The following is a 25,834-nucleotide window of genomic DNA, read 5'->3' as shown; positions in this document are numbered from 1 at the left end:
AAGCGCTTCTTAGCCTTTTATCCCTGCAGTCTTTCCATTAAGTAACACAGGCAGTCCTGCTTGATCACCCGCTCATTGAGCGTCATCATCGAGGGCATGGTCGGGCGTTTGAACTTCAGTTCCTTGCCATGCAATTCAAAATAGCGGCTGCTGACATCCTCGCCATGCTCATCACGCGCCTCTAGCGGTAAGCCGCTGTGATGATTAACCCAGCCCAAGGCAGTACCTGCCGGCACTTCAAAGAAATTCATTTTTTCCAGATCAGGATCCAGCTGTAAAGCGGCGTCCGCCTGTTTGAAGCTGAATTCGACCTCAGGCCGGATTTTGACCTGGGCCACGGTATGGAACAGGTCAATATTCTGGGGATGGACCGGCTGGGTGGGCAGTTCGCTGAGGTTGAGGCAACTGTCGATAAAGTCCAGTGCATGGCTAACGCCATAAGTCTGCTCCGGGCGGCCGCACTCGAGGGTCACTGCCGGACAGAGCTGGGCAAAAGCCATCGACTGTACGCCCCGGGGGCGGGTGAAATACACCACAAAGCGGGCAAACAGCGTGGCCAGTTGCTGATAGGCCGGGTCCAGGCGGTTAATACAGCCATAGTGTGGGTTCAGCCCGGTGTTGTTATGAATATCCACGCTGGCGAACAGCTTGTGGCCGGCCATCACATCCACAATCTGCTGCGCCATGCGGGTTTCCGGGCAGGGCGCATATTCTGTACCGGGCCAGATACGGTTGAAATCAGCCTGGCCGTCCAGCCGCCGCTGCTGGTAGCGGGCCGCTTCCACATTGCCAAAAAATATCGACAGGTTTCGTGGCAGCAGTTGTGACTGATATTTTTTCAATAGCTTCTGAACGGCAATCAGCCCGGTGGTTTCGTTACCGTGCAGCATCACTGACAGAAACAAGGTGTCAGGGCGCTTACCTTTCAGGTGTAACAGCGTGGGGCGGGGCAGAACCTGATACACGTCCGTGGCTGAGGTATCAAGCAAACCGTCGGGAATGCTGTCCAGTTGCTGTAGCAAGTCTTGTTTCAGATCGGCCATTGACTCACCACCTCGCCTTGCTGTTGATGAAAAAGGTAATGTCGTGTCAGTGACTGGAAATCACCATTATTTTTGGCCATGAATGCGCGCTGCCAGTCACTGCCGGTCTGCGATTTACGTACCCGCTGTTCAATAATGCCCAGGTATTTATCGCTGTCGCTGCGATTGATGGCAAGCTTGTCCAGCCCTTGGGCGGCCATCGGCAGACACTGTTCCAGAATGTAAGCCTGCAGACGTTGATGCTGGCCCTCTAGATCGACAATGTGACTGTCGAGGCCATAGCGGGCGGCTTTGTAGAAGTTATCCCGCGCATCGGCAAAAGACAGTTCAATGCCATGACTGATCAGGCGGTCGCAATAGGCATGGCTGAGCCCATAAAAAAAGGCGGCATTGGCCAGCATATCGGTGATAGTGGGGCCGGCTGCAGGGGGGCGATGCTCAATACGAACATGCGGCTTACCGCCGTTAAAGCCGATAAGCGGGCGGTTCCAGCGCCAGATAGTGCCGTTATGCAGACGCAGGTGTTCCATGCGCTGGCTGGCTTCACCTAAATCAACCGGCAGCAGTACCGGGAAGTGTTCCAGGTTTTCCTCAAAGCATTCCAGAATGCTGTGGCGGGCATAACCGCTACCGAAGCTGACTCTTTTAATCGGGCCATGGGCGGCACCGGCAAAGCCGCCGGCTTCAATCGCCTGCTCAAACAGGGGAATGCGGGTTTCCTGCCACAGGCTATGACCGAACAGGTAGGGTGAATTGGCACTGACCGCTACCATGGCGGCTGAGGCCATGATCGACGCGTTGTAGAAATGATGAGCAACAGTCAGTGGCACTTGCGTATGCAACTGTAAGGAGGTCGCGGCAGATTCCAGCATCACATCATGATGGGTGAGCTTGAGGTGATCCTCACCACTGATATCCAGTTCGACCGGCTTGCCCCTGGCTGCCAGAATTTGTTCATTCAAAGCCCGGTAGCGATTCATATCGGACATGTTGAGCACGTTCAGATCATCCTGGCTCAGGGTGGGCAGAATGCCGACCATCATCAGTTCCGCATTCAGCTTTTGTGCCTGCTGACTGGCATTGGACCAGGCATTTTGCAGTTGCCGGTGCAGGCGACTGAGTGCGTCTCCGGTCAGTGGCAGAGGATCGGTGTTGAACTCAATATTGAATTTGGCCAGTTCGGCATTGGCCAGCGGATCGTTGAGACGTTTGAGAAAAGCATCGTTAATGGCCGCGGGGTGCATGGTTTTATCAAGCAGCCAGGCTTCCAGTTCCAGCCCGGCATAGCGATTGTCGGCGTCTGATAATGCTGCGCTAAGCAGCGACTCAAGCTGCCGGGTTTCGTCCCTGAGATGCTGGCGGAAACGCTCGAAATCCCTGTCATTAAAGCTGACACCTGCAATTTCCTGGCCCATAGGAGGATGCCTTAGATTGATGTCCTGTCTCTAAGCTTATAGCAGGCTGCGATGATTAGCCAACACAGGCAAGCGTTGGGCGCGGCGCTGACTGCTGCTATGATCGGCGCATGGAAAAAAACGATAACCTTGAGTTCGATGCCGCTCATATCTGGCATCCCTATACCAGCGTCGCGCATCCGCTGCTGCTGCATGAAGTTGTCTCTGCTGAGGGCGTTCGTCTGACCCTGCGAGATGGCCGTGAAATTATCGACGGCATGTCCTCGTGGTGGTCCACCATTCACGGCTACAATCATCCGCGTCTTAACCGCGCTGCCAAAGAGCAACTGGACAAAATGTCACACGTGATGTTTGGTGGGCTCACCCACGAACCGGCGGTGAAGCTGGCACACAGGTTAGTGGATATTACTGATGACAGCCTGGAATATGTGTTTATTGCCGATTCCGGCTCGGTGTCAGTTGAGGTGGCTATCAAAATGGCGATACAGCACTGGTTTGCCCAGGGTAAACCGGAGAAATCGCGTTTGTTATCATTACGTAACGGTTATCACGGCGACACCTTCGGCGCGATGTCGGTGTGTGATCCGGTCAATGGCATGCATTCGATGTTTGCGCAGGTGCTGCCCAAGCACCTGTTTGCGCCTGCTCCCGCCTGTCAGCGAGATGAGGACTGGGACGACAGTCATATTGCTGAATTCAGAGACCTGATTTCACAGCACCACCACGAACTCGCTGCAGTTATTCTTGAGCCACTGGTGCAGGGGGCAGGCGGCATGCGTATGTATTGCTCGGAATACCTGCGTCGGGTCAGAGCCTTGTGTGATGAGTTTGGCGTACTGCTGATTTTTGATGAAATTGCCACCGGTTTCGGTCGCACCGGCAGTCTGTTTGCTTACGAACAGGCCGGCATCGTGCCCGATATCCTCTGTGTAGGTAAGGCGCTGACCGGCGGCTATATGACTTTGGCGGCCACGATGTGTAACCGCAAAGTCGCCGACGGTATCGCTGCTGATGGCAATGGCGTGTTGATGCATGGCCCCACGTTTATGGGCAATCCACTAGCCTGTAGCGTTGCTGCCGAGAGCATTGATTTACTGCTGGAGTCAGACTGGCAGCACAATGTGTCCCGTATTGAAAAGCAGCTTGAGGCTGAGCTCAAGCCTTACGAATCAGAGCCCATAGTTGATCAGGTGCGGGTTAAAGGCGCCATCGGCGTGGTCGATTTGAACCGGCCACTGGATGACTGCATGGACTGGTTGCCGGCATTTATTGTTGAACAGGGCGTGTGGATTCGACCGTTCCGCACCATGATTTATATTATGCCACCTTACATCATCTCAGACGCCGACTTAAGCACGCTGACCGCTGCTATAGGCAATATGCTGGCTGAAATCCAGCATCGTCAGCATCAAAACGACTAGGGAAAATCCTGATTGATTTCACGGTTTTAGCTGATGGTGTTGGCTAATGGCCTCGAATAATATGTATTCACGTTATCGATTCAGACAGATAACGTTTAACCAAATTTAAAGAGGACTAGCACCATGTGGACTAAACCAGAATACTCAGATATGCGTTTCGGCTTTGAAGTAACCATGTACATTAGCAACCGCTAATCAATACGGTTATTCAACGAAAAGCCCCTGGAGACTTTGTTCTCCAGGGGCTTTTTTGTTTCGGGCTGCATGAAATTAACCACAGAGGCACAGAGAGCACAGAGCAATGAGATAAATGCCACTTATTCCTTTTATTTAGTTCTCAGTGAACTCTGTGCCTCTGTGGTTCAGTCATCGCGCCAAGCATTTTGCAGGTGCAATCGTGCCCAGTCCTCGTTCTCATCACAATGTGAAAGCCTGTCATAAAATCTAATCGCTTTTACCAATCATATTAATTGGATTAAGTCGTTGTACCAATTTATCAGCCTCGACTACAATGCGTCTTGTCATTTATGACAAAACCCTAAATCAAGGAGCCAATATGTCTACACTGATTAATACAGAGATTAAACCTTTTAAAGCCACTGCTTACCACAACGGCGAATTCGTCGATGTATCAAGCGAAGACATCAAGGGTAAATGGGCTGTATTTGTATTCTACCCAGCCGACTTCACCTTCGTCTGTCCTACCGAACTGGGCGACGTCGCTGACCATTATGAAAAGCTGAAAGAAATGGGTGTAGAAGTCTACTCGGTTTCTACTGACACACATTTCGTCCATAAAGCATGGCACGATGCTTCTGAAACCATTCAGAAAATCAAATTCCCAATGATCGGTGACCCAACTGGTCGTATCAGCCGTAACTTCGAAGTCATGATTGAAGAAGACGGTGTTGCGCTGCGCGGTACTTTCATCGTTGACCCTGAAGGCATGATTAAAGCTGCCGAAATCAACGACCTGGGCATCGGCCGTAGTGCTAAAGATCTGGTACGTAAAGTCCAGGCTGCACAATACGTTGCCACTCACGATGGTGAAGTTTGCCCAGCTTCTTGGGAGCCAGGTGAAGAAACACTGTCTCCATCACTGGATCTGGTCGGCAAAATCTAAACCGACACTCCTTACAGCTCAGTCCGGGCATTTTGCCCGGGCTGGGGCCTGTTTATCTCTCATCGACTGCAGCCATGCCAGTGACGAGAGATAAGCAAGTCCTGGCTCAACTTTTGTTAACTAATTACAGGTATTTATCATGTTGGATGCAAACATCGCCGCACAATTAAAAAGTTATCTGGACAACGTCATACGCCCGATTGAACTGGTCGCGGCGCTGGACGACAGTGCCAAAGCCGGCGAAATGCGTGAACTACTGGAAGAAATTGCCGGCATGTCAGATCACATCACGCTGACTGAGGATGCTGACAGCCAGAGCCGCCAGCCTTCATTCCAGATCAGACAGCCCGGTGGTGAAGAGAAAATTCGCTTTGCCGGTATCCCGATGGGCCATGAGTTCACCTCACTGGTACTGGCTCTGCTGCATGTCGGTGGACATCCAACCAAGCTTGAACAGGAAAAGATCGAACAGATCAAAAACCTGGAAGGCGAATTCCACTTCGAGACTTATATTTCGCTGTCATGCCAGAACTGCCCGGAAGTGGTACAGGCACTGAACGTGATGGCCGTGCTTAATCCCAATGTCAGCCACACCATGATAGACGGTGCGCTGTTCCAGGAAGAAGTCGATGAACGCCAGGTCATGGCGGTCCCGACTGTTTACCTGAATGGTGAAAACTTCGGTTCAGGCAGAATGAGCTTGCCGGAAATCATCGGTAAACTGGATACCGGTGCGGTCAAGCGCGAAGCTGAGAAAATCAGTGCCAAAGATGACTTTGATGTGCTGATTGTGGGTGGTGGTCCTGCCGGTGCCTCGGCATCAATCTATGCCGCACGTAAAGGCATCCGTACCGGCATTGTGGCTGAGCGTTTCGGTGGCCAGGTGATGGACACCATGGCGATTGAGAACTTTATTTCCGTCAAGGAAACCGAAGGCCCGCAACTGGTAGCGGCACTGGAAGAGCACGTCAAAGAATACGAAGTTGACGTAATGAACCTTCAGCGTGCCAAGGCGCTGAGCAAGAAAGACAAAATGGTCGAAGTCGAGCTGGAAAGCGGGGCCACTTTGAGCAGTAAAACGGTGATTCTCGCCACCGGTGCACGCTGGAAACAACTGGGTGTGCCGGGTGAAGATGAATACCGCGGTCATGGCGTCGCTTACTGTCCGCACTGTGACGGCCCCTTGTTCAAAGGCAAGCCGGTCGCTGTTATCGGTGGGGGTAACTCCGGTGTTGAGGCTGCTATCGACCTGGCCGGTATCGTTGGCCACGTCACCCTGATTGAGTTTAACGGCGAACTGCGTGCTGATGCGGTGTTGCAGAAAAAGCTGTTCTCTCTGGACAACGTCAGTGTCATTACCGGTGCCCAAACCACTGAAATTACCGGCGAGGGTGGCAAGGTAAACGGCCTGGTTTATATCGACCGTGCCACTGAACAAAAGCACACGCTGGACCTCAATGCTGTGTTTATTCAGATCGGTCTGTTGCCTAACACGGACTGGCTGGAAGGCACCATTGATTTAAGCGAGTATGGTGAGATCAAAATTGATGATCATGGTCAGACTTCTCTGCCGGGTGTGTTTGCTGCCGGTGACGTCACCACCATCCCATACAAGCAAATCATCATGGCGATGGGCGAGGGTGCCAGAGCCGCACTGGGCTCGTTTGATTACATCATCCGCAGTGACTTTGATGATGAGAAGAAAACCAACGCCGCCTGATAGCTAATCTTTAAGCTGAACCCGGCGCCTCGTCAACCAGATCCAACAGGTTGACGAGGTTCATTTTTATCGCCAGCCGGGTCAGCTCAATATCACTGCTGACGCCCAGTTTTTTCTTGATAATGTAGTGTGAGTTAGACACGGTCTTGGGGCTGATATTAAGCAGATCGGCAATGTCCTGATTGGATCGGGCATCGACCAGTAAGCGCAGGATTTCAAACTCTCTCACAGTCAGCTCATCTAAAGCGGCCTGTTCCTGGCCCAGTTTCTCCATTGCCAGCGCCTGGGCAATATCGGCGCTCAAAGTGTGCTCGTTGGCCGCGACCTGACTGATGGCGCGGATCAATGCCTCCGGATCACTGCTCTTGGTAATGTAGCCCAAAGCACCGGCGCGGGTCGCCTGCAAGGCAAAGCTGGGGTTTTCATGCATGCTGAAAACCAAAATGCGGGACTGCGGATCATACTGGCGGATGCGTTCAATTGCCTTGATGCCGCTCTGACCGGGCAGGGTAATATCCATCACTACGACATCCGGCTGGTGTTGCTGGTAATTCAGATAGGCTTCATTACCGTCTCCGGCTTCACACACCACTTCAAAGTCCGCCTGCTTCTGCAGCAGGGAACGGTAGCCCTCACGCACGATGGCGTGGTCATCAACCAGCATAATAGTCACTTTGTTACCCATATCACATAGACTCTTGTCGCGGGGTTTCGGATACCGGCAGGCGGATAGCAATCAGCAGACCGCCCTCAGTTTGAGTAGTCAGTTCCAGCGCGCCACCGAGGGCTGTCACGCGTTCATGAATGCCAATCAGGCCCATACCCTGCGAGGCATCAAAAGAGCTGGTTTCCGCCACGCCATTATCTTTGACCAGCAGTTGTATCTGATGGTCACCCTCACGCTGCAGTTTAATTTCAGCTTCGCTGGCCCGGGCATGCTTGGCAATATTGGTCAGGCATTCCTGCACGATGCGGTAGAGGTTGACCGGTAAGGGTTCCGGCAGGTTGTCCAGCTTGTCGTCAAGCGTCAGTGTGTAACGGGTTTGATTGCCACTGCGCTGATTCCAGCTCTTGATTAACTGCTTCAGACTGGCCTGCAGGCCCAAATCATCGACTTCAGCGGGCCTCAACCGGGTCAGCAGGTTGCGCAGTGCCTGCATCATATGCGCGGTAATGCGGGTAATTGAGGTGGCTTCATCGACCAGCTGCGGGCAATCTTGACGGGCTGTTTGGGTGATCGAGGTGGTCACCGCATTAATGCCGGCCAGGCACTGTCCGAATTCATCATGCAGTTCGCGGGCGATGTAGCGGTGTTCTTCTTCCTGGGCGTTCATTAATTTCAAAGCCAGTCTTTTATTTTCTGCCAGCGTGGACTGCTGGCTGGCAGCCAGGGCATTAATGGCTTCGCTGGTGCGGCGCCATTCGGCAATTTCAAACGAGGGAATGCGGTAATCCAGCTGGCCTTCGCGCATGGTTTCCAGTCCACTGACAATGCGTTGTGCCGGTCGCAGCATGCGATTGATGGTGACAAACATCAACACGCAAATGGCCAGAATAGTGACGGTCAGCACGCCAATCACAGCGCGCAGATTACTCCAGGCACGGGCGGTTTCCATTTCCACATTCAAGGTCACCAGCACGGTGCCATATTTGAGGGCATTGAAATTCACCGATCGGCGCACTTCATAATCGGGACTGAAAAGCTGGCTGTAGACACGGCCAAACCATTCGGGGTAATTTTTTTCGAAGCCGGTCAGGTCATTACACAGACTGCGCTGACGGCTTTGTGTCCGTGACAGAAACTGGGTACAGGAGCCGGGCACGCCGCTGATGCCGCGCCATTGATTGACATCGGGGAATGGCCGGTTGAAATCATAGCGCTGGAACATTTCCAGTAACTGCTGCAGGGTCTGTTTTTCTATGCGCTTGGCGGTCTGGCGGGCTTCAAAAATGGCCTGCTTGTCGGTCTGATGAAGTACATACCACGCACTGGCACACAGGCAGACAAAGGCAACGAGCAGGATGCGGGCCAGCAACTGGGCTTTTAAATTCATGCCTATTTCACGGGCTTGTAAGGAAGTTAAAGTCTAGGCGCTATGCGCAATAGTGAAAAGCGCTATCATACAGCTCGGGAAATTTGCCCGTTATCGGCACGCAGCCAGCGATAGCTGTTATGTTGTTAGCGGAGTTGAAAAAGCAGTGGTCGATTCATCGCTGGCAGGGCTGCTTGAGCGCAGGCTCTCAGGGCACGACATTAATCGGGCGATATCGCAGATAACAATAACGAGGGGAGAGAACATGGCTGAGTCTCAGCTGTTAAAGACGGCACGTGAACACGCGCTGGAACTGGAACAGGGTGTCAACCAGGTCGTGGTTGGTCAGGAGCAGGCGGTCAGGCTGATTCTGATTGCTTTGCATGCGAGGGGCCACGTGCTGCTGGAAGGCGGTGTTGGTGTCGGTAAAACTACCTTGCTGCGGGCTTTTTCCAAAGCTTTGGGGGGCGCCTTCGGTCGTATCGAGGGTAGTGTTGATTTAATGCCCAATGACCTGCTGTACAGTGCCTGGGTCAATGCTGACGGCAAGCCGGTGATTGATCCCGGCCCGCTGATAGCCCATGGTGAAGATACCGCTGTCTTTTTCTTTAATGAAATCAACCGTGCCCGGCCCCAGGTACAGTCGCTGCTGTTACGGGCTATGGCCGAGCGCAGTGTTGAGGCATTCGGCCAGGAATATCGCTTCCCGCACATGATCGTGTTTGCTGATCGCAACGCGGTGGAAAAAGAAGAAACCTTCGAACTCAGCGCCGCGGCGCGTGACCGCTTCCTGTTTGAAATCAATATCAGCCGCCCGGTGGCCGATGAAATCCGCCGCAAGCTGATTTTTGATCCGGCATTTCATGATGTCGACCAGTTATTGTCCAGTATCGGCAAACCGCTGCTGGATTACCGTCAGTTGAATGAACTGGATCGCGAGATACAGCAAAACATTTATGTGTCACCGGAAATCGAGAATTACGTTGTCAGACTGTGGGATGCCAGTTGGCAACCCGCCGAGATGGGCATTGAACTGGAAGATATCTACGTCGAAGACCTGGTCATTGCCGGCGCCAGTGTCCGGGGTATGTCGGCCATGGTCAGAGCAGCCAAGGTCTGTGCCTGGCTGGACGGCCGCGATCATGTCTTGCCGGATGATATTCATACAGTACTGTTGCCCTCAATGACCCACCGGGTCTTCCTGTCGCCGGTCTATGAAGGCCGCCGCGAACAGATCATGCCGCAATTTGTGCGTGCGCTGCGTGACAACATCGCCACACCCTGATGGCTAAGCGTTTGAAAGACCTGCAACCGCAGGAATTTACTTATCGTTTTCCGGATAAGGTCTTCGGTCATGTACCCGGTGCCCACAGTGGTACGGCGCTGGGCAGTGGCGATCGCTTTGCCGGCTTTGCCGATTTGTTTGATTACCCTGATCCGCGGCGGCTGGATATCCGTGCCAGCATTCGCAACCAGGCTGCTGATGTGACCCAGCAACGCCAGCGCTGGCTGGTCAAACGCTATCAGCAACGGGCATCTATCACCTTGTGGTTGCTGGCCGATGTCAGTAAATCCATGTCGGTCGCCAGTGTGAATCATGAAAGGCTGGCGCGGCTGGCCCATATGATCGCCCACAGCGCGATTGGCCTGGGTGACCGCTTCGCCATGGCAGCCTTTGATTCACAATGGCGCCAGGATTTGACCATTATGCCGACCACCCAGCGCAGTATGCCGGCGCTGGCGGCGGAGAAAATGTTGAATGCGGCCGATCCCGCCTCAGCAGGCTCGGCAGGTTTGTATCATGCCTCCGATCTGGTGAATAACAAACGGGCAATGGTGTTTCTGGCCTCGGATTTTTGCTTTGATCTGGAGCTGGTAGAACAAAGCCTGCGTAAGTTGTCGCATTACACCGTGATCCCGATTGTCTGGCGCCATGACGATGTCGATCATTTTCCGTCCCATGCCGGTTGGGCTGAAACCCGCGATGCCGAGACCGGGCAACGCCACAGCGTGTGGATGCGGCCGGGGATGAAAAAGCGTTGGCAGCAGCAGATGGATGATCACTTCTCACAATTGACGGAATGTTTTATGCGCTATCGCATCAGACCTTTATTTGTTGATGGTGATATTACGCCTCAGCAGTTGACCGAATATTTCCACGGCATGAAAAAAGCATAGGAAAAGCCATGCGTTATTTGTTTGTAATTGCTCTATTCGTGTTTTCCCTGCAGGCGCGCGCGATTGATACCAGTATTACCCTGGACAGAAGCTGGGGCCTGTTGGTGGGTGACAAGATCACGGCCACGGTAGAGTTACCGGTGCCGGTGACCGAGCTTGATTCCCACGCGCTGCCGCAGCTGGAAAAACGTTACGGCCCCTGGCTGTTCCTGCACAGCCGTAGTCTGAGCGGCCAGACGATGATACTCGAGTTTCAGGTCATCAATGTACCTGCCGAAAACCGTGAAGTCGCCACGCCCGAACTGCAGCTTCGTACACAGGAGGGAGCGTTTATTACCGTGCCCTCGGTGCCGATGCAGATTGGATCATTTATCGCCACGGCCAGTGAGGACGAAGGGGCACCGACTTTGATTGCCCGCGGTGATATGCGGCTGCTGCCACAAGCGCAGACCGAGCTGTTATGGCAATTGTGGCTGGCACTGGCGGTATTGATTGTCAGTGGCCTGATCTGGCTGGTTTGGCACTTCGGCCTGCGCCCGCGCCAAAGACTGCCGTTTGCCACTGCCGTGTTTGAGCTCAATAAGATGCGCCTGCTTCGTGCCAAAAACACAGATGCAGCCAGCCGCAGCCTGCATCATGCTTTTAACCGCAGTGCCGGCGGTGTGGTGGTGCTCAGTGAAATAGACAAGCTTTGGCAGCAATGCCCCTGGCTGGCACCTTTGCAACCGGATATCGAAAAGTTCTACCAGAACTCGACAGCGCATTACTTCAGCCCGGCCGCCAGTGAACAGCTGGGATTTGAGCAAATGCTGAAACTGGCGCGCGCCTGCCGTCAGCGGGAGCGGCTGGCATGAACTTTCTGGGGCTGGAGTGGTTTCATCCACTGTTTTTGTTTTTATTACCAGTGGCAGTGCTGCCCTGGCTGAACCACAACCTCGATAAAACTGTGGCCTGGGTGGAACTGGTGCCGGTCGATCCCTGGTCCCGGTTTATCAGCATTGGTCTCAAACTGTTGTCCAGCCTGGCGATTGCTACTTTAATCCTGGCGCTGGCAGGGCCCAGCGTGCCGGAGCAGACCATTGAACGTGTCGGTGAGGGCGCTGAAATCGTGCTGCTATTGGATCGCAGCCGCAGTATGGATGACCCGTTTGCGGTCAAACATCAGGCAGCAGCGGTCAGTGTTGGCGGTGATAATTCCAAACGCCGGGTAGCACGGGATTACCTGACCGAATTTATTAAAAACCGGCCTGATGACCGTTTTGGTTTTGTTTTTTTCAGTACCAAATCAGTCAACCTGCTACCACTGACGTATGACAAAGAAGCGATTTTAGCGACCATCAACGCCAACGCCCTGGGCAAAGGCCTGTCCGATACCAATATGGCAGATGCCTTGCTGAGCAGTGCACAAATGTTTGAGGGTCAGGCTTACCGAGGGTCACGCATCGTCCTGCTGGTCTCTGATGGCGGCCAGTTGCTGTCTGATGAGGCTAAGGAAGAGATTACCCGGCTCTATAAGGAGATGAATCTGGGCATCTACTGGATTTATCTTAAATCCAATCAGGCCATGACGCTGGAAGAGTCGGATGAAGACAGCATGCTCTGGGTCGATATTCCCGAGCGCAAACTGCATAACTTTTTTAAATCCATCGGGGTGCCGTACCGGGCTTTTGAAGCGGGCTCGCTGGAAGCCTTTGCCGAGGCGCTGGCAGAAATCGACCGTCAGCATTACCAGACGCTGATTGTCGAAGAAACGCTGCCGCACGAGCCCAAGACCGACGTTTTGTTGTGGTTGACCCTGTTGGCCATGCTGCTGCTGGCAGCCTCGCATCTGTATACCTTCTGGGGAGTGAAGAAAGCCCATGAATAAAACATTGATTGCAGCCCGATGGGCGTTAACATTTTTGATTGTTGCCAGTGCTGCCGTCGCCCTATGGACCGCGTTCAATTTATGGCAGCAAAAACAAATCAATGCTTACATTGCTGAGCCTGAAGCCTTTGATACAGTGCCCGATGATCCGCGTGCCAAGTTCGCTTATGCCGGCATGCTGCAGCGCCAGGAAAAAACCGATGCCGCACTGGGTCAGCTGACCGAGGTGCTGGGGCAGGCTGATGAGGCGCTACTGCCACTGGCGTATTTTAACCGTGCCAATATCAATCTGCGGGAGGCGCTCAGCCTGACCAGCTCCGACGGCCGCCAGATCCCGCTGGTGGAACTGGCCAAGCAGGATTATCGCAGCGCACTGGCTTTGAAGCCCGATATGTGGAACGCACGTTACAATCTGGAGGTGGCTTTGCGGGTGGTCCCTGAAGACCCGGAAAATGATGAGGATTTTGAAAAAAATGTGATCAGCAGTCAGCGTTCCATCGAGAGTAAGGCCTTCAAGGTCGACCTGCCATGATCCTGAGCTACCAGAAACGCATCCTGCTCACGGCTGTCATTATGCTGACAGCGCTGCTGTTAGTCATGGCGGCGTTATGGCTGCCACCCATCAAACGTGACGTCAAAATCATGGATGCCCTGTTTGTGCTGGATATTACCGACAGCATGAACGTGGAGGATGTGTCCCTCAATGGCGACAAGGTTAGCCGTCTTGAATGGGCCAAGGAGTTTACCCGCCGTGCTTTTCTGGACATGCCCTGCGGTGCTCATGCCGGTCTGGCGATTTTCAGTGAGGCCCGCAGCCTGATTTTGATGAATCCGGTTGAAGTCTGTGCCAGCTACAATGATTTGACGCGGATGCTGGATGAGTTCGATCCACATATGGCCTGGGCGCGTTCCAGTGAGGTGTCAAAAGCGGTCTATACTGCTATCCGTCAGGCTAAAGAGATTGAACCGGAACCCACCATCGTGTTTTTGACTGATGGCCATGAGTCACCGCCGATCCACGAGTCGCTGTTTCCCCGGTTTGATGGTAAACCCGGCGACATTCAGGGCGTGCTGGTAGGGATCGGTGGTGAGGACTTATTGCCGATTCCCAAAACCAATGAGGCGGGAGAGATTGAAGGCGTCTGGGATGTAAACGATGTGATGCACCAGGACGTGTATGCTTCCCTGCGCGCCGATACCACCACCAACGTGCCGACCAAACGCACGGAGCATTTATCATCCCAGAAAAAAGCCCATCTCAAAACGCTGGCAGACCGGGTGGGTTTTGAATTCCTGTCATCACCGCGCAGTCCCGGCAAGCTGGTAGATGCCGTGCGCGACGTCTCTGTGACCAGGCCGCAGACCATTGATTATGATCTTTACCTCTGGTTAGCCGGTATCGCATTGGGACTGATTCTGCTGGTGTATCTGCCTTATGGTTTTTTTATCAGGACGGATGATTAAACGCAGATAATAAATCCTGGCGGCGGGCAGGGATTGCCCGTCATCGACGGCGGCGGAGGTAGCATCATGTGGCTAAGTTGGAATACGCCCTGGCTGTTGTGGTTATTGCCGCTGGCGTTGCTGCCCTGGCTCAGCCATAACACCGATAAGCGGGTGGCCTGGCAGGCTATGTTGCCTCACGATGGTATGTCCCGTTTTATTACCTTCGCACTGAAGTTGCTGTCGACATTATTGATTGCTGCCTTGTTGCTGGCGATGGCCGGACCGCACATTCCTGAGCAGTGGGTGGAACGCAGTCGCCAGGGCGCCGAGTTCGTTATTCTGCTGGATCGCAGTCGTAGCATGGATGATATTTTCAACCGCCCGCCACGCAATCTTTTACCGCGTAAAGCCTTCTCAACCCGCAGCAAGCGCCAGGTTTCCGGTGATTATCTGAGTGAGTTCATTAAACGCCGACCTGATGACCGCTTCGGCTACATCCTGTTCAGTACCACTGCTACCGAGATTCTGCCACTGACCTACAACCGCGACGCGGTGCTGGCCACGGTGAAGGCCGGGTCTTTGGGCAAGGGACTGTCACAAACCGATATACATCGGGCATTGGTCAAGGCGGCCTCGATGTTTGAAGGTGAGCCTTACCGTGGCTCGCGCAATATTCTCTTGATTTCCGATGGGGGGGTCGCAATCACCGCGGAGGAAAAACAGGCGCTTGAACAACTGTTAAGCAAAATGCGGCTCAATCTTTACTGGATATATTTGCGTTCAATGCGCGGCATGACTCTGGATCCAGGGGATGACGATAACCTGTTATGGATGGAAATGCCGGAGCGTAAACTGCATCAGTTTTTTGAAACCCTGCAGACCCCGTATCAGGCTTTTGAGGCTGGTTCACTGGAGGAGTTTGCCGCTGCCATTGATGAAATTGATCGCCAGCAGTATCAACCGCTGATTGTGGAAGAGCGTCTGCCCAAACAGTCGCGCCGCGCAGTATTTCTTTGGCTAGCGCTGCTGTCTTCATTGCTGCTGGTCGCAGCCCGTGTCTACACGGTCTGGGGTGTCACGCGCGCCTTTGAACGAAAGCGCTAACCAGGCTGTCGCAATCGCTGCAGCGCTTTGCTATCGTTTTGCCATGAATTCCCAAGATGAAACACAACAGGCCATGCCCGATCAATGGCTGGATATTTCCATCACTGAGCAACAATGCCAGCTTTGGCAGCAGGGCGAAGTGGTGTTCTCGGCCCCGGTCTCCACCGCGCTGAACGGCGCCGGTGAACAAAATGGCAGTGGCTGCACTCCCCGTGGGTGGCACCAGATTCGGGCCTGTATCGGTGCCGGTCAGCCGCTTAACACGGTTTATGCAGGTCGCCGTCCCACCGGTGAAATTTTTAATAGCCACCTGGCCCGCGCCTATCCCGAACGTGACTGGATCCTGACCCGTATTTTATGGCTGAGTGGGCTGGAAGTTGGCAGAAACCGGCTGGGAAATGTTGATACAATGCGCCGTTACATATACATCCATGGCTGCCCGGACTCAGAGCCGATGGGGCAACCACGCTCACATGGCTGTATCCGCATGCATAATCAGGATCTGCTGGCTTTGTTTGAACGGGTGACACCCGGACTCAAGGTCAGGATTCGTGAATAGGGTTCACAGACTATGACTTTAGGACCGCTGATGGTCGACCTGCTTGGCACTGAGCTGAGCGCAGAAGAGAAAGAGATTCTGCAACATCCCCTGGTGGGCGGTGTAATTCTGTTCAGCCGCAATTATGATAATGTACGCCAACTGCAAGCCTTGTGCGAACAGATCCACAGCCTGCGCGAACCGCACCTGCTGATTGCTGTTGATCATGAAGGCGGGCGGGTACAGCGTTTTCGTCATGACTTCACCCGGCTGCCCCCGGTGGCTGCGATTGGCAAGACTTATCATCAGCATCCGGCGCTGACATTGCAGCGCGCTGAGCAGACTGGCTGGTTGATGGCCGCCGAATTACGCGCGGTCGGGGTCGATTTCAGCTTTGCCCCGGTGCTGGACTTGGACTATGGCGTCAGTGAAGTGATTGGCGACCGCGCTTTTCACCGCGATCCGCAGGCCGTTACCGATATCGCCCGTGCCTATATCCAGGGCATGAAAAAAGCCCGGATGTCTGCTGTCGGCAAGCATTTCCCCGGTCATGGCGCGGTGGAGGTTGACTCCCATCAGGGCTTACCGGTGGATAAGCGTTTTTTTGAAGATATGCTGCAGGCCGATATGCTGCCATTTGCCAGGCTGTGTCAGAAAGAGCTGGCCGGTATTATGCCGGCGCATATTGTTTATGAGCAAAGCGATGAAATGCCGGCCGGTTTTTCCCGCTTCTGGCTGCAGGAAGTCTTGCGCGAGCGTTTCGGTTTTCAGGGTGCGATTCTCAGTGATGACCTGAGCATGGAAGGCGCCGCCTTTGCCGGCGGCCCACTGGAGCGCGCCGAGGCAGCACTGGAAGCCGGCTGCGATATGCTGCTGGTGTGTAATAACCCGGGCAGTGTGGAGACCGTTATTGACGGGCTTAAAATCCAACCCGACCCTCTGAGGCATGCGAGACTGGTGCGCCTGCATGGACGCCATGCTGTTGACCGCGATGAATTACTGGCCAGTGAGCAATGGAAACAGGCGGTAGCGATGATTGACGACTATGCACCGAACTCGGAAATGGAGCTGAACCTGGCATGAGAAAGGTGGTTTTTATCCTGCTGCTGGGGCTGAGCCTGTCCTTACAGGCCGGTGTCTATTCGGGGGCTGCGCTAGGCCAGAAGGAAGCCGAGCAGGCTGACAAGCCAGTACCTGCTGAGCAGAGCAGCCGCAAAAAACTGACCAGTCCGCAGGCCACAGTCAAACAGTTTATCAGCGCCATGACTGAGGTCACGACTGGTGATGAGGCTGCGATTAACCGGGCTGTCGCCACCCTCGACCTGTCTCAGGTGAGCCCGCTGATCCGTGATGAAAAAGGCCAGCAGACCGCGCGCTTGTTATTCACCGTGATTCAACTCTCGGATACCCCCGAACTGGATGCCATTCCAGCGCGGCCCAAACAGGAGCAGTTCACGTTGCTGCGCAGCCAAGCCGGGAATATCGTGCTGCGAATCAACGATCAGCAAAACTGGCTGTTTTCCAGCAAAACCGTAGAGTCGGTACCGGCGATATTCGAGAGTCTCACCCGCGAACAATCGTTTGATGCCGACAACGGTGATGTCGTCGCTTTGCCTGCCAGTGTCCAGTTAAGGGCGAAAATGCCCAAGGTGCTCAAGCAGGGCTTTTTACTGGAATACTGGCAATGGCTGGGTCTGTTCCTGATTATTGTGATCGGCTCTATCGCCGACAAAGTGCTGGCCTGGGTACTTAAAATCAACGTCAGTCGCTGGCAGAAAAATCAACCTGCGTTTGAGTCTCTCGACAGTAATGTACTACGCCCGCTGGGGCTGATGGCAATGGCCCTGATGTGGTGGTCGGGCCTCAATATGCTGGGTCTGCCTGATACGGCACTGGTGATTCTGCTGGTGGCAGTCAAACTGCTGGTGTCCTTATCCGGGATCTGGAGTGCATTTCGTATCGTCGATATTTTTGATGCGATGTGGACCAGCCGGGCGCTGAGAACCCATAACAAATTTGATGACTTGTTAGTGCCGATGGTCACCAAAAGTCTCAAGGTGTTTGTGGTGGTCATGGGGATCGTCTTCGCTGCCGATAACCTGAATATTGATGTGACCAGCCTGCTTGCCGGTCTGGGGCTGGGTGGTCTGGCTTTCGCGCTGGCCGCCAAGGATCTGCTGGGTAACTTTTTCGGCTCAGTCACTGTGTTGCTGGATCGGCCGTTCAGTATCGGTGATTGGGTGGTGATCGGTGATATTGAAGGCATGGTCGAGCAGGTAGGATTTCGCAGCACCCGGGTGCGCACTTTCTATAACTCGCTGGTAACCATGCCCAATTCGATCCTGACCACCACCAAAATTGATAATATGGGGGCAAGGCGTTACCGGCGGCTGAGTCATACGCTCTCAGTCACTTATGACACCAGCCCCGAACAGATCGAGGCTTTCTGCGAGGGCATACGCAGGATCATCCAGATGCATCCCTACATGCGTAAAGACTTTTATCAGGTCTATTTCAACGAATACGGCGCAGCCTCGCTGAATATCCTGGTGTATGTATTCTGGGCGACGCCCGACTGGAGCACCGAGCTGCGTGAGCGGCATCGCTTTTTGCTGGATATTCTGCGCCTGGCTCGGCAACTGGATGTGGAGTTTGCCTTCCCCACCCAGACCCTTTATCTCAAACGCGGCGATGTGGAAACTCCGCCGGTGGAACCGTTCAAGCCGGGCATGTCTCAGCAAGATGCGCTGGCACGCGGTCAGCAGGAAGCTGAATCCATTGTCAGCCAGACCCTAGGCGAAGAAGTGCCGGGGCCGGTTGAGTTTCCACGCTAAATTACCGATTTTGTTACAGGTTTAACTTGTCCATGGCCGAACAGTTTGTTCATCTGCATCTTCATACCGATTACTCCCTGATTGATGGTCTGGTCAGGGTAAAACCGCTGGTCAGCCGCGTTGTCGACCTCGGCATGCCGGCGGTGGCGATTACCGACCAGCACAACCTGTTTGCCGCGGTCAAACTGTTCAATGCGGCGATGCAGGCCGGGGTGAAACCCATTCTGGGTGCCGATCTCAGGCTGCGTGATCCCAACGATGCCAAGCAGAGCACACGCTTTGTCGTGCTGTGCATGAACCTGGAAGGCTTTCATAACCTGTCGCGCTTGTTGTCACGGGCTTACCGCGAGGGACAGCATTTAGGCGTGCCGATGCTGGATGCCGAGTGGCTGGAAGGTCAGACTGAAGGACTTATCTGTCTGTCCGGTGGACGTGAAGGGGCGCTTGCCCGTGCCTTGCTCAATCATCAAAAGCAGGAGGCCAGCGAGCAACTGGCATTCTGGCAGCGGCTGTTTCCGGGGCGTTTTTACCTGGAACTCATCCGCACCGGCCGTGAGGATGAAGAACGCTTTATCCGCGCCGCCGTGGCTTTGGCCGCCGAACACGACATTCCTGTGGTGGCCAGTAATGACGTGCGTTTTCTCAAGTCGGATCAGTTTGAGGCTCATGAAGCCAAAGTTTGTATTCATGATGGCCGCCAGCTCGATGACCCGCGCCGGCCGCGCCTGTACTCAGAGCACCAGTATCTGCGCAGCGCCGAGGAAATGAACAAACTCTTTGAGGATATTCCGGAAGCCGTGATCAACACGGTGGAAATCGCCAAGCGCTGTAACCTGGAACTCACCCTGGGTGAGCACTACCTGCCAGACTTCCCGGTGCCGCAAGGCATGACCATTGATGAGTTCTTTTCTGAGGAATCCTACAGGGGCCTGGCAGAGCGGCTCGAGGTGCTGTTTCCCGGTGAGGCTGATCGAGAATCCAACAAAGCCCCCTACGAAGCGCGTCTGCAGATAGAGCTGGATGTGATTAACAGCATGGGTTTTCCCGGCTACTTTTTGATTGTTGCCGACTTCATCCAGTGGGCCAAGAATAATGGTGTACCGGTGGGACCGGGGCGGGGCTCGGGTGCCGGTTCGCTGGTGGCCTATGCGCTCAAAATTACCGATCTGGATCCGCTGCAATATGACCTGCTGTTTGAACGTTTCCTGAATCCGGAACGGGTCTCGCTGCCTGACTTTGACGTCGACTTCTGCATGGACGGCCGCGACCGGGTGATTGAATACGTGTCCCAGCATTATGGCCGTGACCACGTTTCCCAGATCATTACCTACGGCACCATGGCGGCTAAAGCCGTGTTGCGCGACGTGGGCCGGGTACTGGGTCATCCCTATGGCTTTGTCGATCAGCTGGCCAAGCTGGTGCCGTTTGAACTGAAAATGACGCTGACCAAGGCGTTGGAGCAGGAGCCGCAACTCAAAGAGCGCTACGATAACGAAGAAGAAGTCAAAACCCTGATCGATCTGGCGCTGCAACTGGAAGGTCTGACCCGTAATGTCGGTAAGCACGCCGGTGGCGTGGTCATCGCGCCCAAGGAACTGACCGAGTACACGCCGCTTTACTGCGAACACAATGGTGCCAGCCTGGTGTCGCAGTTCGATAAGGACGATGTGGAAAGCGTCGGCCTGGTGAAATTCGACTTTCTGGGTCTGAAAACCCTGACCGTCATCGACTGGGCGATGAATAATGTGCGCAGCCTGATCGGTGACAAGGTGGATGAGATTGATATCACCAATCTGCCACTCGATGACAAACCCACCTTTGACCTGCTCAAGCGTTGTGAGACCACCGCCGTGTTCCAGTTGGAATCGCGCGGTATGAAAGAACTGGTCAAACGCCTGCAGCCCGATACTTTCGAAGACATTATCGCGCTGGTGGCTTTGTTCCGGCCCGGGCCGCTGCAATCTGGCATGGTTGATGACTTTGTGAACCGTAAACACGGCCGGGCCCGGGTTGATTATCCGCATCCGGATCTGGAACCGGCGCTCAAACCCACATACGGGGTTATCGTTTACCAGGAACAGGTGATGCAGATCGCGCAGACGCTGGCCGGATACAGTCTGGGCGGCGCTGATATGCTGCGGCGGGCGATGGGTAAGAAGAAACCCGAAGAAATGGCCAAGCAGCGCAAAATTTTTCTGGAGGGCGCCGCCAATCGGGGGATAGAGGAAAAAGAATCCGGGCCGATATTCGACCTGATGGAAAAGTTTGCCGAATACGGCTTCAACAAGTCGCACTCGGCCGCTTACGCCCTGGTGGCCTACCAGACTGCCTGGCTGAAAGCCCACTATCCGGCGGCCTTTATGGCGGCGGTATTGTCGGCGGATATGGATAACACCGATAAAGTGGTGGGGCTAATCGATGAATGCCGGGATATGAAGCTCAATGTCCAGCCACCGGATGTGAATCACAGCAAGATTCAATTCACGGTGGAAGACGAACGCACCATCCGTTATGGCCTGGGGGCTATCAAGGGGGTCGGCGAATCAGCTTTGGCAGGCATTGTTGCCGAGCGCGAACAGGGCGAGGCTTTTGAGTCCCTGTTTGATTTCTGCCGCCGCGTGGATATGCGTAAGATTAACCGCCGGGTGATGGAGTCGCTGGTCAAGGCCGGGGCACTGGATTCTTTGGGCGGACATCGTGCCAGCCTCGATGCCAGTCTGGGTAAAGCGATGCAGATTGCCGAGCAGCATCGCCGTGATCAGGCCAGTGGTCAGAATGATCTGTTTGGTCTGACACCGGCGTCGGATTCCAATCAGGACGAACCGCTGGAGCAGGCTGCCAGGTGGGCAGAGGAGCATTTGCTGCAGGCGGAAAAAGAAACATTGGGACTGTATCTGAGCGGCCATCCTATCGACCGCTATGAAGCAGAGCTGGCACAGTTTATCCCCAAGAAAATTACTGATCTGGATGCCCCCGAATCCAAGGGCTATCAGCGTAATGAAAAACCGGTACTGACGGCCGGGCTGGTGGTGGCGATTCGCACCATGAAATCTAAAAACGGCAGCCGCATGGCGTTTATTACCCTCGATGATCAGAGTGGTCGGCTGGAAGTGCGGGTGTTTGCCGAAGCCTATGAGCAGTATCAGGCCTTTATTCAGCCCGACAAGCTGGTGGTGATCCAGGGCAAAATCGGTCAGGACAATTTCACCGGTGGTTTGGCCGCTACCGCGGAAAAAGTGTTTGATATCACCGGTGCCCGCGAAGCCTTTGCCAGCGCGCTGCAGATTGATATCGCCAGCCGCGATGAAGCCAATCAGTGGGTGGAAGGGCTGAAAACCACGCTGACCCCGTTCAAAGGCGGTGGCCTGGGACTGGAGCTGCGTTATCGCAACCAGCAGGCCAGTGCCCGTTTCAGCCTGGGTAATGAATGGCAGGTCACACCCAGTGATACATTGCTGAGTCAACTGGGTTCTCTGCCCGGTGAGGTGGCGGTCAGTGTTCGTTACAGCGGGGCGCCGGTCAACAGCAATTAATGCCCTGACGGCAGCGATTTATTGCCCTGAAACAATGGTGTAGGATTAGGCTAATTGGGAAAACACAGAAAAGAGGGATGACCACGTGGATATGACACCGTATTTCAGGCTGATGGCGGACAAGGAAGCCTCAGATATGTTTTTCTGCACCGGCACTGAACCCCATATCAAAATTCAGGGGCTAATCCGGCCGGTGGGTACACAGCGCCTGGCACCAGGTGATGTGCGTGAGATGGCCTATTCGATGATGAGTGAAGAGCAGGCCGCCTTGTTTGAAGATACGCTGGAAATGAACTTCGCCGTGCCCCTCAAAGGCGTGGGGCGCTTCCGGGTGAATATTTTCCGTCAGCGTGGTGAATGCTCCATTGTCATCCGTTATATCCAGACCAAGATACCGCGCTTTGAAGAAATGAATCTGCCGGCATCGCTGGGCGATATCATCATGGAAAAACGTGGCCTGGTGCTGGTGGTTGGGGCGACCGGCTCCGGTAAATCCACTACGCTGGCATCGATGATCGGTCACCGCAACCGCAATTCCAGCTCGCATATACTCACCATCGAAGATCCGCTGGAATTTGTTCACAGCCATGAGCGCTCCATCGTGCAACAGCGTGAAGTCGGCATTGATACCCTGTCCTATGGAAACGCCTTGAAAAATGCCCTGCGTGAAGCACCGGATGTGATTCTGATTGGTGAGATCCGCGATATGGACACCATGAAACACGCCATCAATTACGCCGAGACCGGTCACCTGTGTCTGGCCACGCTGCACTCTAACAACGCTAACCAGGCACTGGATCGCATCGTCAACTTTTTCCCGGAAACCCTGCACCGTCAGTTGCTGATGGATTTATCACTGAATTTGCGGGCCATCATCTCCCAGCGCCTGTTACCGACCGTGGATGGCAATGCCAGGGTGCCGGCAGTAGAAATCATGTTGAACACGCCTTATATTTCCGAGCTTATCAACAAGGGTGAGATTGGCAGTATCAAGGATGCGATGAGAGAGTCCACTGATCCGGGGACGATCACGTTTGATCAGGCACTGATCAAGCTCTATCAATCTGGCAAAATCACCATGGATGAGGCGCTGAATAATGCCGACTCACGCAATGATCTGAGTCTGGCAATTCGTCTGGGCGAAGGCTCTATGGATAGTGATGCTGAGGATGAATTGATCCTCAACTGAGTTTTGCCGCTCCCCAGTGTGTATAATTCGTCATTTTTGGATGTAAGGGTAACCTGATGCAGTTAAACTTCCTTGACTACGAACAACCCATCGCCGAGTTGGAAGCGAAGATCGATGAGTTGCGCTACATGAGTAACGACAGTGATCTTAATATCACTGAAGAAATTCAGAAGTTAAAGGAAAAAAGCGAGTCGCTGACCAAGTCTATCTTTTCCTCGCTGACGCCCTGGCAGGTCACACAGATGGCCCGTCATCCCCAGCGCCCTTACACGCTCGATTATATCAAGCACATCATCACTGACTTTGAAGAACTGCACGGTGATCGAGCCTATGCCGACGATGCGGCGCTGGTCACCGGTATCGGCCGCCTCAATGGTCGTCCGGTGGCGGTCATTGGTCATCAGAAAGGCCGAGATACCAAGGAAAAAGTCGCCCGTAACTTCGGTATGCCCCGACCGGAAGGCTATCGTAAAGCGCTGCGCATTATGAAAACCGCCGAGCGTTTCGGTATGCCGGTACTGACCTTTATTGACACCCCAGGCGCTTACCCCGGGATTGGTGCGGAAGAACGCGGTCAGAGTGAGGCGATTGCCCGTAACCTCTACGAAATGGCCAAACTTAAGACTCCGATTATCAGTACCGTGATTGGTGAAGGTGGCTCCGGCGGCGCATTGGCCGTGGGCGTGGCTGATCACCTGATGATGCTGCAGTACAGTATTTATTCGGTCATTTCCCCTGAAGGCTGTGCCTCTATCCTCTGGAAAAGCGCTGAAAAAGCGCCTGATGCGGCAGCCACCCTGGGCGTCACTTCCGACCGCCTGGAACAGCTTGAACTCATTGATGAAGTGGTGCCGGAACCACTGGGCGGTGCGCACCGCAATGTCGAGGAAATGGCTGCCCGGGTTCGCAAGTCGCTGGAAGCCAAGCTTAAAGAACTGGAATCAGTCTCCCATGAGAACCTGATCAAGCGCCGTCAGCAGCGGATCCTCAATTACGGCGAATTTGAGGGTTAATCAACAGGGGCAGACATCATGGCATCCAGCCACAAAGCCCTGAATCCCCAGCAGTTTATTGTTGACCTGATCCGTCAGGTTGATGACAGAGCAGTCTGCGTCGCCTACAGTGGCGGCGTGGACTCGCATGTTCTGCTGCATCTGCTGGCGACCACCCACCACCCGCAATTGCCCGCCATCCGGGCACTTCATATTGATCATGGATTGCATCCAGACTCGAGTCGCTGGGCTGTGCAATGCCGCCAGACTGCGGCTGATTTGGGCGTCAGTTTTGAGTCTGTCAGCGTGTCAGTTGATAGTGTCGATGAACTGGGGCTGGAAGCCGCGGCCCGTGAGGCCCGCTATCACGCCTTTCGCTTTGATTTGGCTGATAATGAAGTTCTGCTCACCGCACAGCATCAGCAGGATCAAGCCGAAACCTTGTTATTACAACTGCTGCGCGGCGCCGGACCGGCTGGTCTATCGGCAATGGCAGAAGAAAGCGATAATCAGGGCCTGACTGTGATCCGGCCATTTCTCGGCATCAGCAAAACTGACATTGTGAGCTATGCAAAGCTGCATAAGCTGCAATGGATTGACGATCCCAGCAATGACGATCAGACCCTGAACCGGAATTATCTGCGCCATGCCATCTGGCCACTGCTGGAACAACGCTGGCCGGGAATGGCCACCACCCTCAGCCGCAGTGCTGACCACTGCCGTGAAGCTGTCGTGTTGATGCGCGGGCTGGCACAGCTCGATGCCGGGCAAGTCTTGTTAACGGACAGTGATGGTCTGTCGATTTCGGCATTGACGCAACTGCCTGAGGCCCGTCAGCGTAATCTGCTGCGTTATGCCATTGAAACGGCTGAACTGCCATTACCGTCTGCTGCCATTTTGCAGCGGGTGTTGGAAGAAGTCTGTCTGGCGGCCGAAGATAAAAACCCGCATGTTGAATGGCCGGGTGGACTGGTCAGACGTTACCGGGATCAGTTGTTTATTGAGTCAGCAGAAACCGACCGCACTGATCTGGGCGAAACCCTTATCAACGGCACCGAGACGATGACCCTGGGTGATGGCCGTCGACTGCACTGGCGTCTCAGTTCCGGTCAAGGGCTCAAACCGCATGTGTTAAACAGTCAGATAATGTTGAAATTTCGTCAGGGTGGCGAGCGTATCAGGTTGCAGGGCCATGCCCAGCACAAATCCCTGAAACAGCTGTTTCAGGAGTGGGGCGTGCCGCCCTGGCAGCGCACTCAAATCCCGCTGCTTTTTGTCGGGCAGGAACTGATTGCGGTGGTGGGCTATGGCTACGCCGAGCATTACGCCGCGGATATCGGTGAAAAGGGCTGGCTGCCGCTGTTGGAACAGCCTTGATAAACCAGTTTTTGATTGAGC

22 protein-coding genes are annotated in these 25,834 nt (G+C 54.2%); 18 read left to right on the top strand and 4 right to left on the bottom strand.

Annotated features, from left to right (window positions below):
- Window positions 1–17: 17 nt before the first annotated feature.
- Both Q0X64_RS09745 and Q0X64_RS09740 read right to left on the bottom strand, forming a co-directional pair.
- Window positions 18–1,043, bottom strand: a complete 1,026-nt coding sequence (locus Q0X64_RS09745) for a M14 family metallopeptidase (RefSeq protein ID WP_297812009.1) — start codon at window positions 1,041–1,043, stop codon at window positions 18–20.
- Window positions 1,031–2,458 (bottom strand): glutamate--cysteine ligase, encoded by a 1,428-nt coding sequence (locus Q0X64_RS09740; RefSeq protein ID WP_297812006.1) that lies wholly within the window; start codon window positions 2,456–2,458, stop codon window positions 1,031–1,033. Before Q0X64_RS09740 ends, Q0X64_RS09745 begins: the two co-directional genes overlap by 13 nt.
- 110 nt (window positions 2,459–2,568) lie before the next feature.
- Here Q0X64_RS09740 and bioA point away from each other — a divergent pair, with 110 nt between their 5' ends.
- The 4 genes from bioA (at window position 2,569) to ahpF (ending at window position 6,722) form a co-directional block, all read left to right on the top strand.
- Window positions 2,569–3,879: an adenosylmethionine--8-amino-7-oxononanoate transaminase gene (bioA, locus tag Q0X64_RS09735; RefSeq protein WP_297812003.1), complete on the top strand. Its 1,311-nt coding sequence runs from the start codon at window positions 2,569–2,571 to the stop codon at window positions 3,877–3,879.
- Between the two features lie 123 nt (window positions 3,880–4,002).
- Entirely contained in the window at window positions 4,003–4,074 is a 72-nt protein-coding gene (pqqA, locus tag Q0X64_RS09730; RefSeq protein ID WP_297812193.1) for a pyrroloquinoline quinone precursor peptide PqqA, read from the top strand.
- A 361-nt stretch (window positions 4,075–4,435) separates the two neighbouring features.
- Window positions 4,436–5,002 carry an alkyl hydroperoxide reductase subunit C gene (gene ahpC, locus Q0X64_RS09725; RefSeq protein WP_297812000.1) on the top strand — a complete coding sequence of 189 codons (567 nt, stop codon included), beginning with the start codon at window positions 4,436–4,438 and terminating at the stop codon, window positions 5,000–5,002.
- 139 nt (window positions 5,003–5,141) lie between these two features.
- The gene (gene ahpF, locus Q0X64_RS09720; protein ID WP_297811998.1) at window positions 5,142–6,722 is read left to right on the top strand and encodes an alkyl hydroperoxide reductase subunit F; all 1,581 of its coding nucleotides are present in this window, start codon (window positions 5,142–5,144) and stop codon (window positions 6,720–6,722) included.
- Between the two features lie 10 nt (window positions 6,723–6,732).
- Here ahpF and Q0X64_RS09715 read toward each other — a convergent pair whose 3' ends face one another.
- Both Q0X64_RS09715 and Q0X64_RS09710 read right to left on the bottom strand, forming a co-directional pair.
- Entirely contained in the window at window positions 6,733–7,407 is a 675-nt protein-coding gene (locus Q0X64_RS09715; RefSeq protein WP_297811995.1) for a response regulator transcription factor, read from the bottom strand.
- Between the two features lies 1 nt (window position 7,408).
- A complete protein-coding gene (locus Q0X64_RS09710) occupies window positions 7,409–8,776 on the bottom strand; it encodes a sensor histidine kinase (RefSeq protein WP_297811993.1) in 1,368 nt (455 codons plus the stop codon).
- 244 nt (window positions 8,777–9,020) lie between these two features.
- Here Q0X64_RS09710 and Q0X64_RS09705 point away from each other — a divergent pair, with 244 nt between their 5' ends.
- From Q0X64_RS09705 to tilS, 14 genes are all read left to right on the top strand, one after another.
- Window positions 9,021–10,040, top strand: a complete 1,020-nt coding sequence (locus tag Q0X64_RS09705; RefSeq protein WP_297811990.1) for a MoxR family ATPase — start codon at window positions 9,021–9,023, stop codon at window positions 10,038–10,040.
- On the top strand, window positions 10,040–10,933 hold the full coding sequence (locus tag Q0X64_RS09700; protein WP_297811987.1) for an MxaS protein: 894 nt from the start codon (window positions 10,040–10,042) through the stop codon (window positions 10,931–10,933). Before Q0X64_RS09705 ends, Q0X64_RS09700 begins: the two co-directional genes overlap by 1 nt.
- Window positions 10,934–10,941: 8 nt before the next feature.
- On the top strand, window positions 10,942–11,787 hold the full coding sequence (locus Q0X64_RS09695) for a hypothetical protein (protein WP_297811984.1): 846 nt from the start codon (window positions 10,942–10,944) through the stop codon (window positions 11,785–11,787).
- Window positions 11,784–12,800 carry a VWA domain-containing protein gene (locus Q0X64_RS09690; protein WP_297811981.1) on the top strand — a complete coding sequence of 339 codons (1,017 nt, stop codon included), beginning with the start codon at window positions 11,784–11,786 and terminating at the stop codon, window positions 12,798–12,800. The genes Q0X64_RS09695 and Q0X64_RS09690 overlap by 4 nt, the downstream gene beginning before the upstream one ends.
- The gene (locus Q0X64_RS09685; protein WP_297811978.1) at window positions 12,793–13,332 is read left to right on the top strand and encodes an MxaK protein; all 540 of its coding nucleotides are present in this window, start codon (window positions 12,793–12,795) and stop codon (window positions 13,330–13,332) included. Before Q0X64_RS09690 ends, Q0X64_RS09685 begins: the two co-directional genes overlap by 8 nt.
- Window positions 13,329–14,264, top strand: coding sequence for a VWA domain-containing protein (locus tag Q0X64_RS09680; RefSeq protein ID WP_297811976.1), 936 nt, complete (start codon window positions 13,329–13,331; stop codon window positions 14,262–14,264). Before Q0X64_RS09685 ends, Q0X64_RS09680 begins: the two co-directional genes overlap by 4 nt.
- 66 nt (window positions 14,265–14,330) lie before the next feature.
- Window positions 14,331–15,350: a vWA domain-containing protein gene (locus Q0X64_RS09675; protein ID WP_297811974.1), complete on the top strand. Its 1,020-nt coding sequence runs from the start codon at window positions 14,331–14,333 to the stop codon at window positions 15,348–15,350.
- Between the two features lie 73 nt (window positions 15,351–15,423).
- Window positions 15,424–15,909, top strand: a complete 486-nt coding sequence (locus Q0X64_RS09670; RefSeq protein ID WP_297812190.1) for a L,D-transpeptidase — start codon at window positions 15,424–15,426, stop codon at window positions 15,907–15,909.
- A gap of 12 nt (window positions 15,910–15,921) precedes the next feature.
- On the top strand, window positions 15,922–16,971 hold the full coding sequence (nagZ, locus tag Q0X64_RS09665; RefSeq protein ID WP_297811970.1) for a beta-N-acetylhexosaminidase: 1,050 nt from the start codon (window positions 15,922–15,924) through the stop codon (window positions 16,969–16,971).
- Window positions 16,968–18,722 (top strand): mechanosensitive ion channel family protein, encoded by a 1,755-nt coding sequence (locus Q0X64_RS09660; protein ID WP_297811967.1) that lies wholly within the window; start codon window positions 16,968–16,970, stop codon window positions 18,720–18,722. The genes nagZ and Q0X64_RS09660 overlap by 4 nt, the downstream gene beginning before the upstream one ends.
- A 32-nt stretch (window positions 18,723–18,754) precedes the next feature.
- Window positions 18,755–22,255 (top strand): DNA polymerase III subunit alpha, encoded by a 3,501-nt coding sequence (gene dnaE / locus Q0X64_RS09655; RefSeq protein ID WP_297811964.1) that lies wholly within the window; start codon window positions 18,755–18,757, stop codon window positions 22,253–22,255.
- A 91-nt stretch (window positions 22,256–22,346) separates the two neighbouring features.
- Window positions 22,347–23,444 (top strand): PilT/PilU family type 4a pilus ATPase, encoded by a 1,098-nt coding sequence (locus Q0X64_RS09650; protein ID WP_297812187.1) that lies wholly within the window; start codon window positions 22,347–22,349, stop codon window positions 23,442–23,444.
- A 56-nt stretch (window positions 23,445–23,500) separates the two neighbouring features.
- A complete protein-coding gene (gene accA / locus Q0X64_RS09645) occupies window positions 23,501–24,457 on the top strand; it encodes an acetyl-CoA carboxylase carboxyl transferase subunit alpha (RefSeq protein ID WP_297811962.1) in 957 nt (318 codons plus the stop codon).
- An 18-nt stretch (window positions 24,458–24,475) separates the two neighbouring features.
- Complete coding sequence (tilS, locus tag Q0X64_RS09640) at window positions 24,476–25,813, top strand: tRNA lysidine(34) synthetase TilS (RefSeq protein ID WP_297811959.1); 1,338 nt, start codon at window positions 24,476–24,478, stop codon at window positions 25,811–25,813.
- Window positions 25,814–25,834 lie beyond the last annotated feature (21 nt).

Origin of the sequence: uncultured Methylophaga sp. (genome assembly GCF_947259025.1) — a bacterium.
Classification (GTDB): domain Bacteria; phylum Pseudomonadota; class Gammaproteobacteria; order Nitrosococcales; family Methylophagaceae; genus Methylophaga.
The sequence above is the reverse complement of the archived record's forward strand: the minus strand, read 5'-3'. Positions and strand labels throughout refer to the sequence as shown.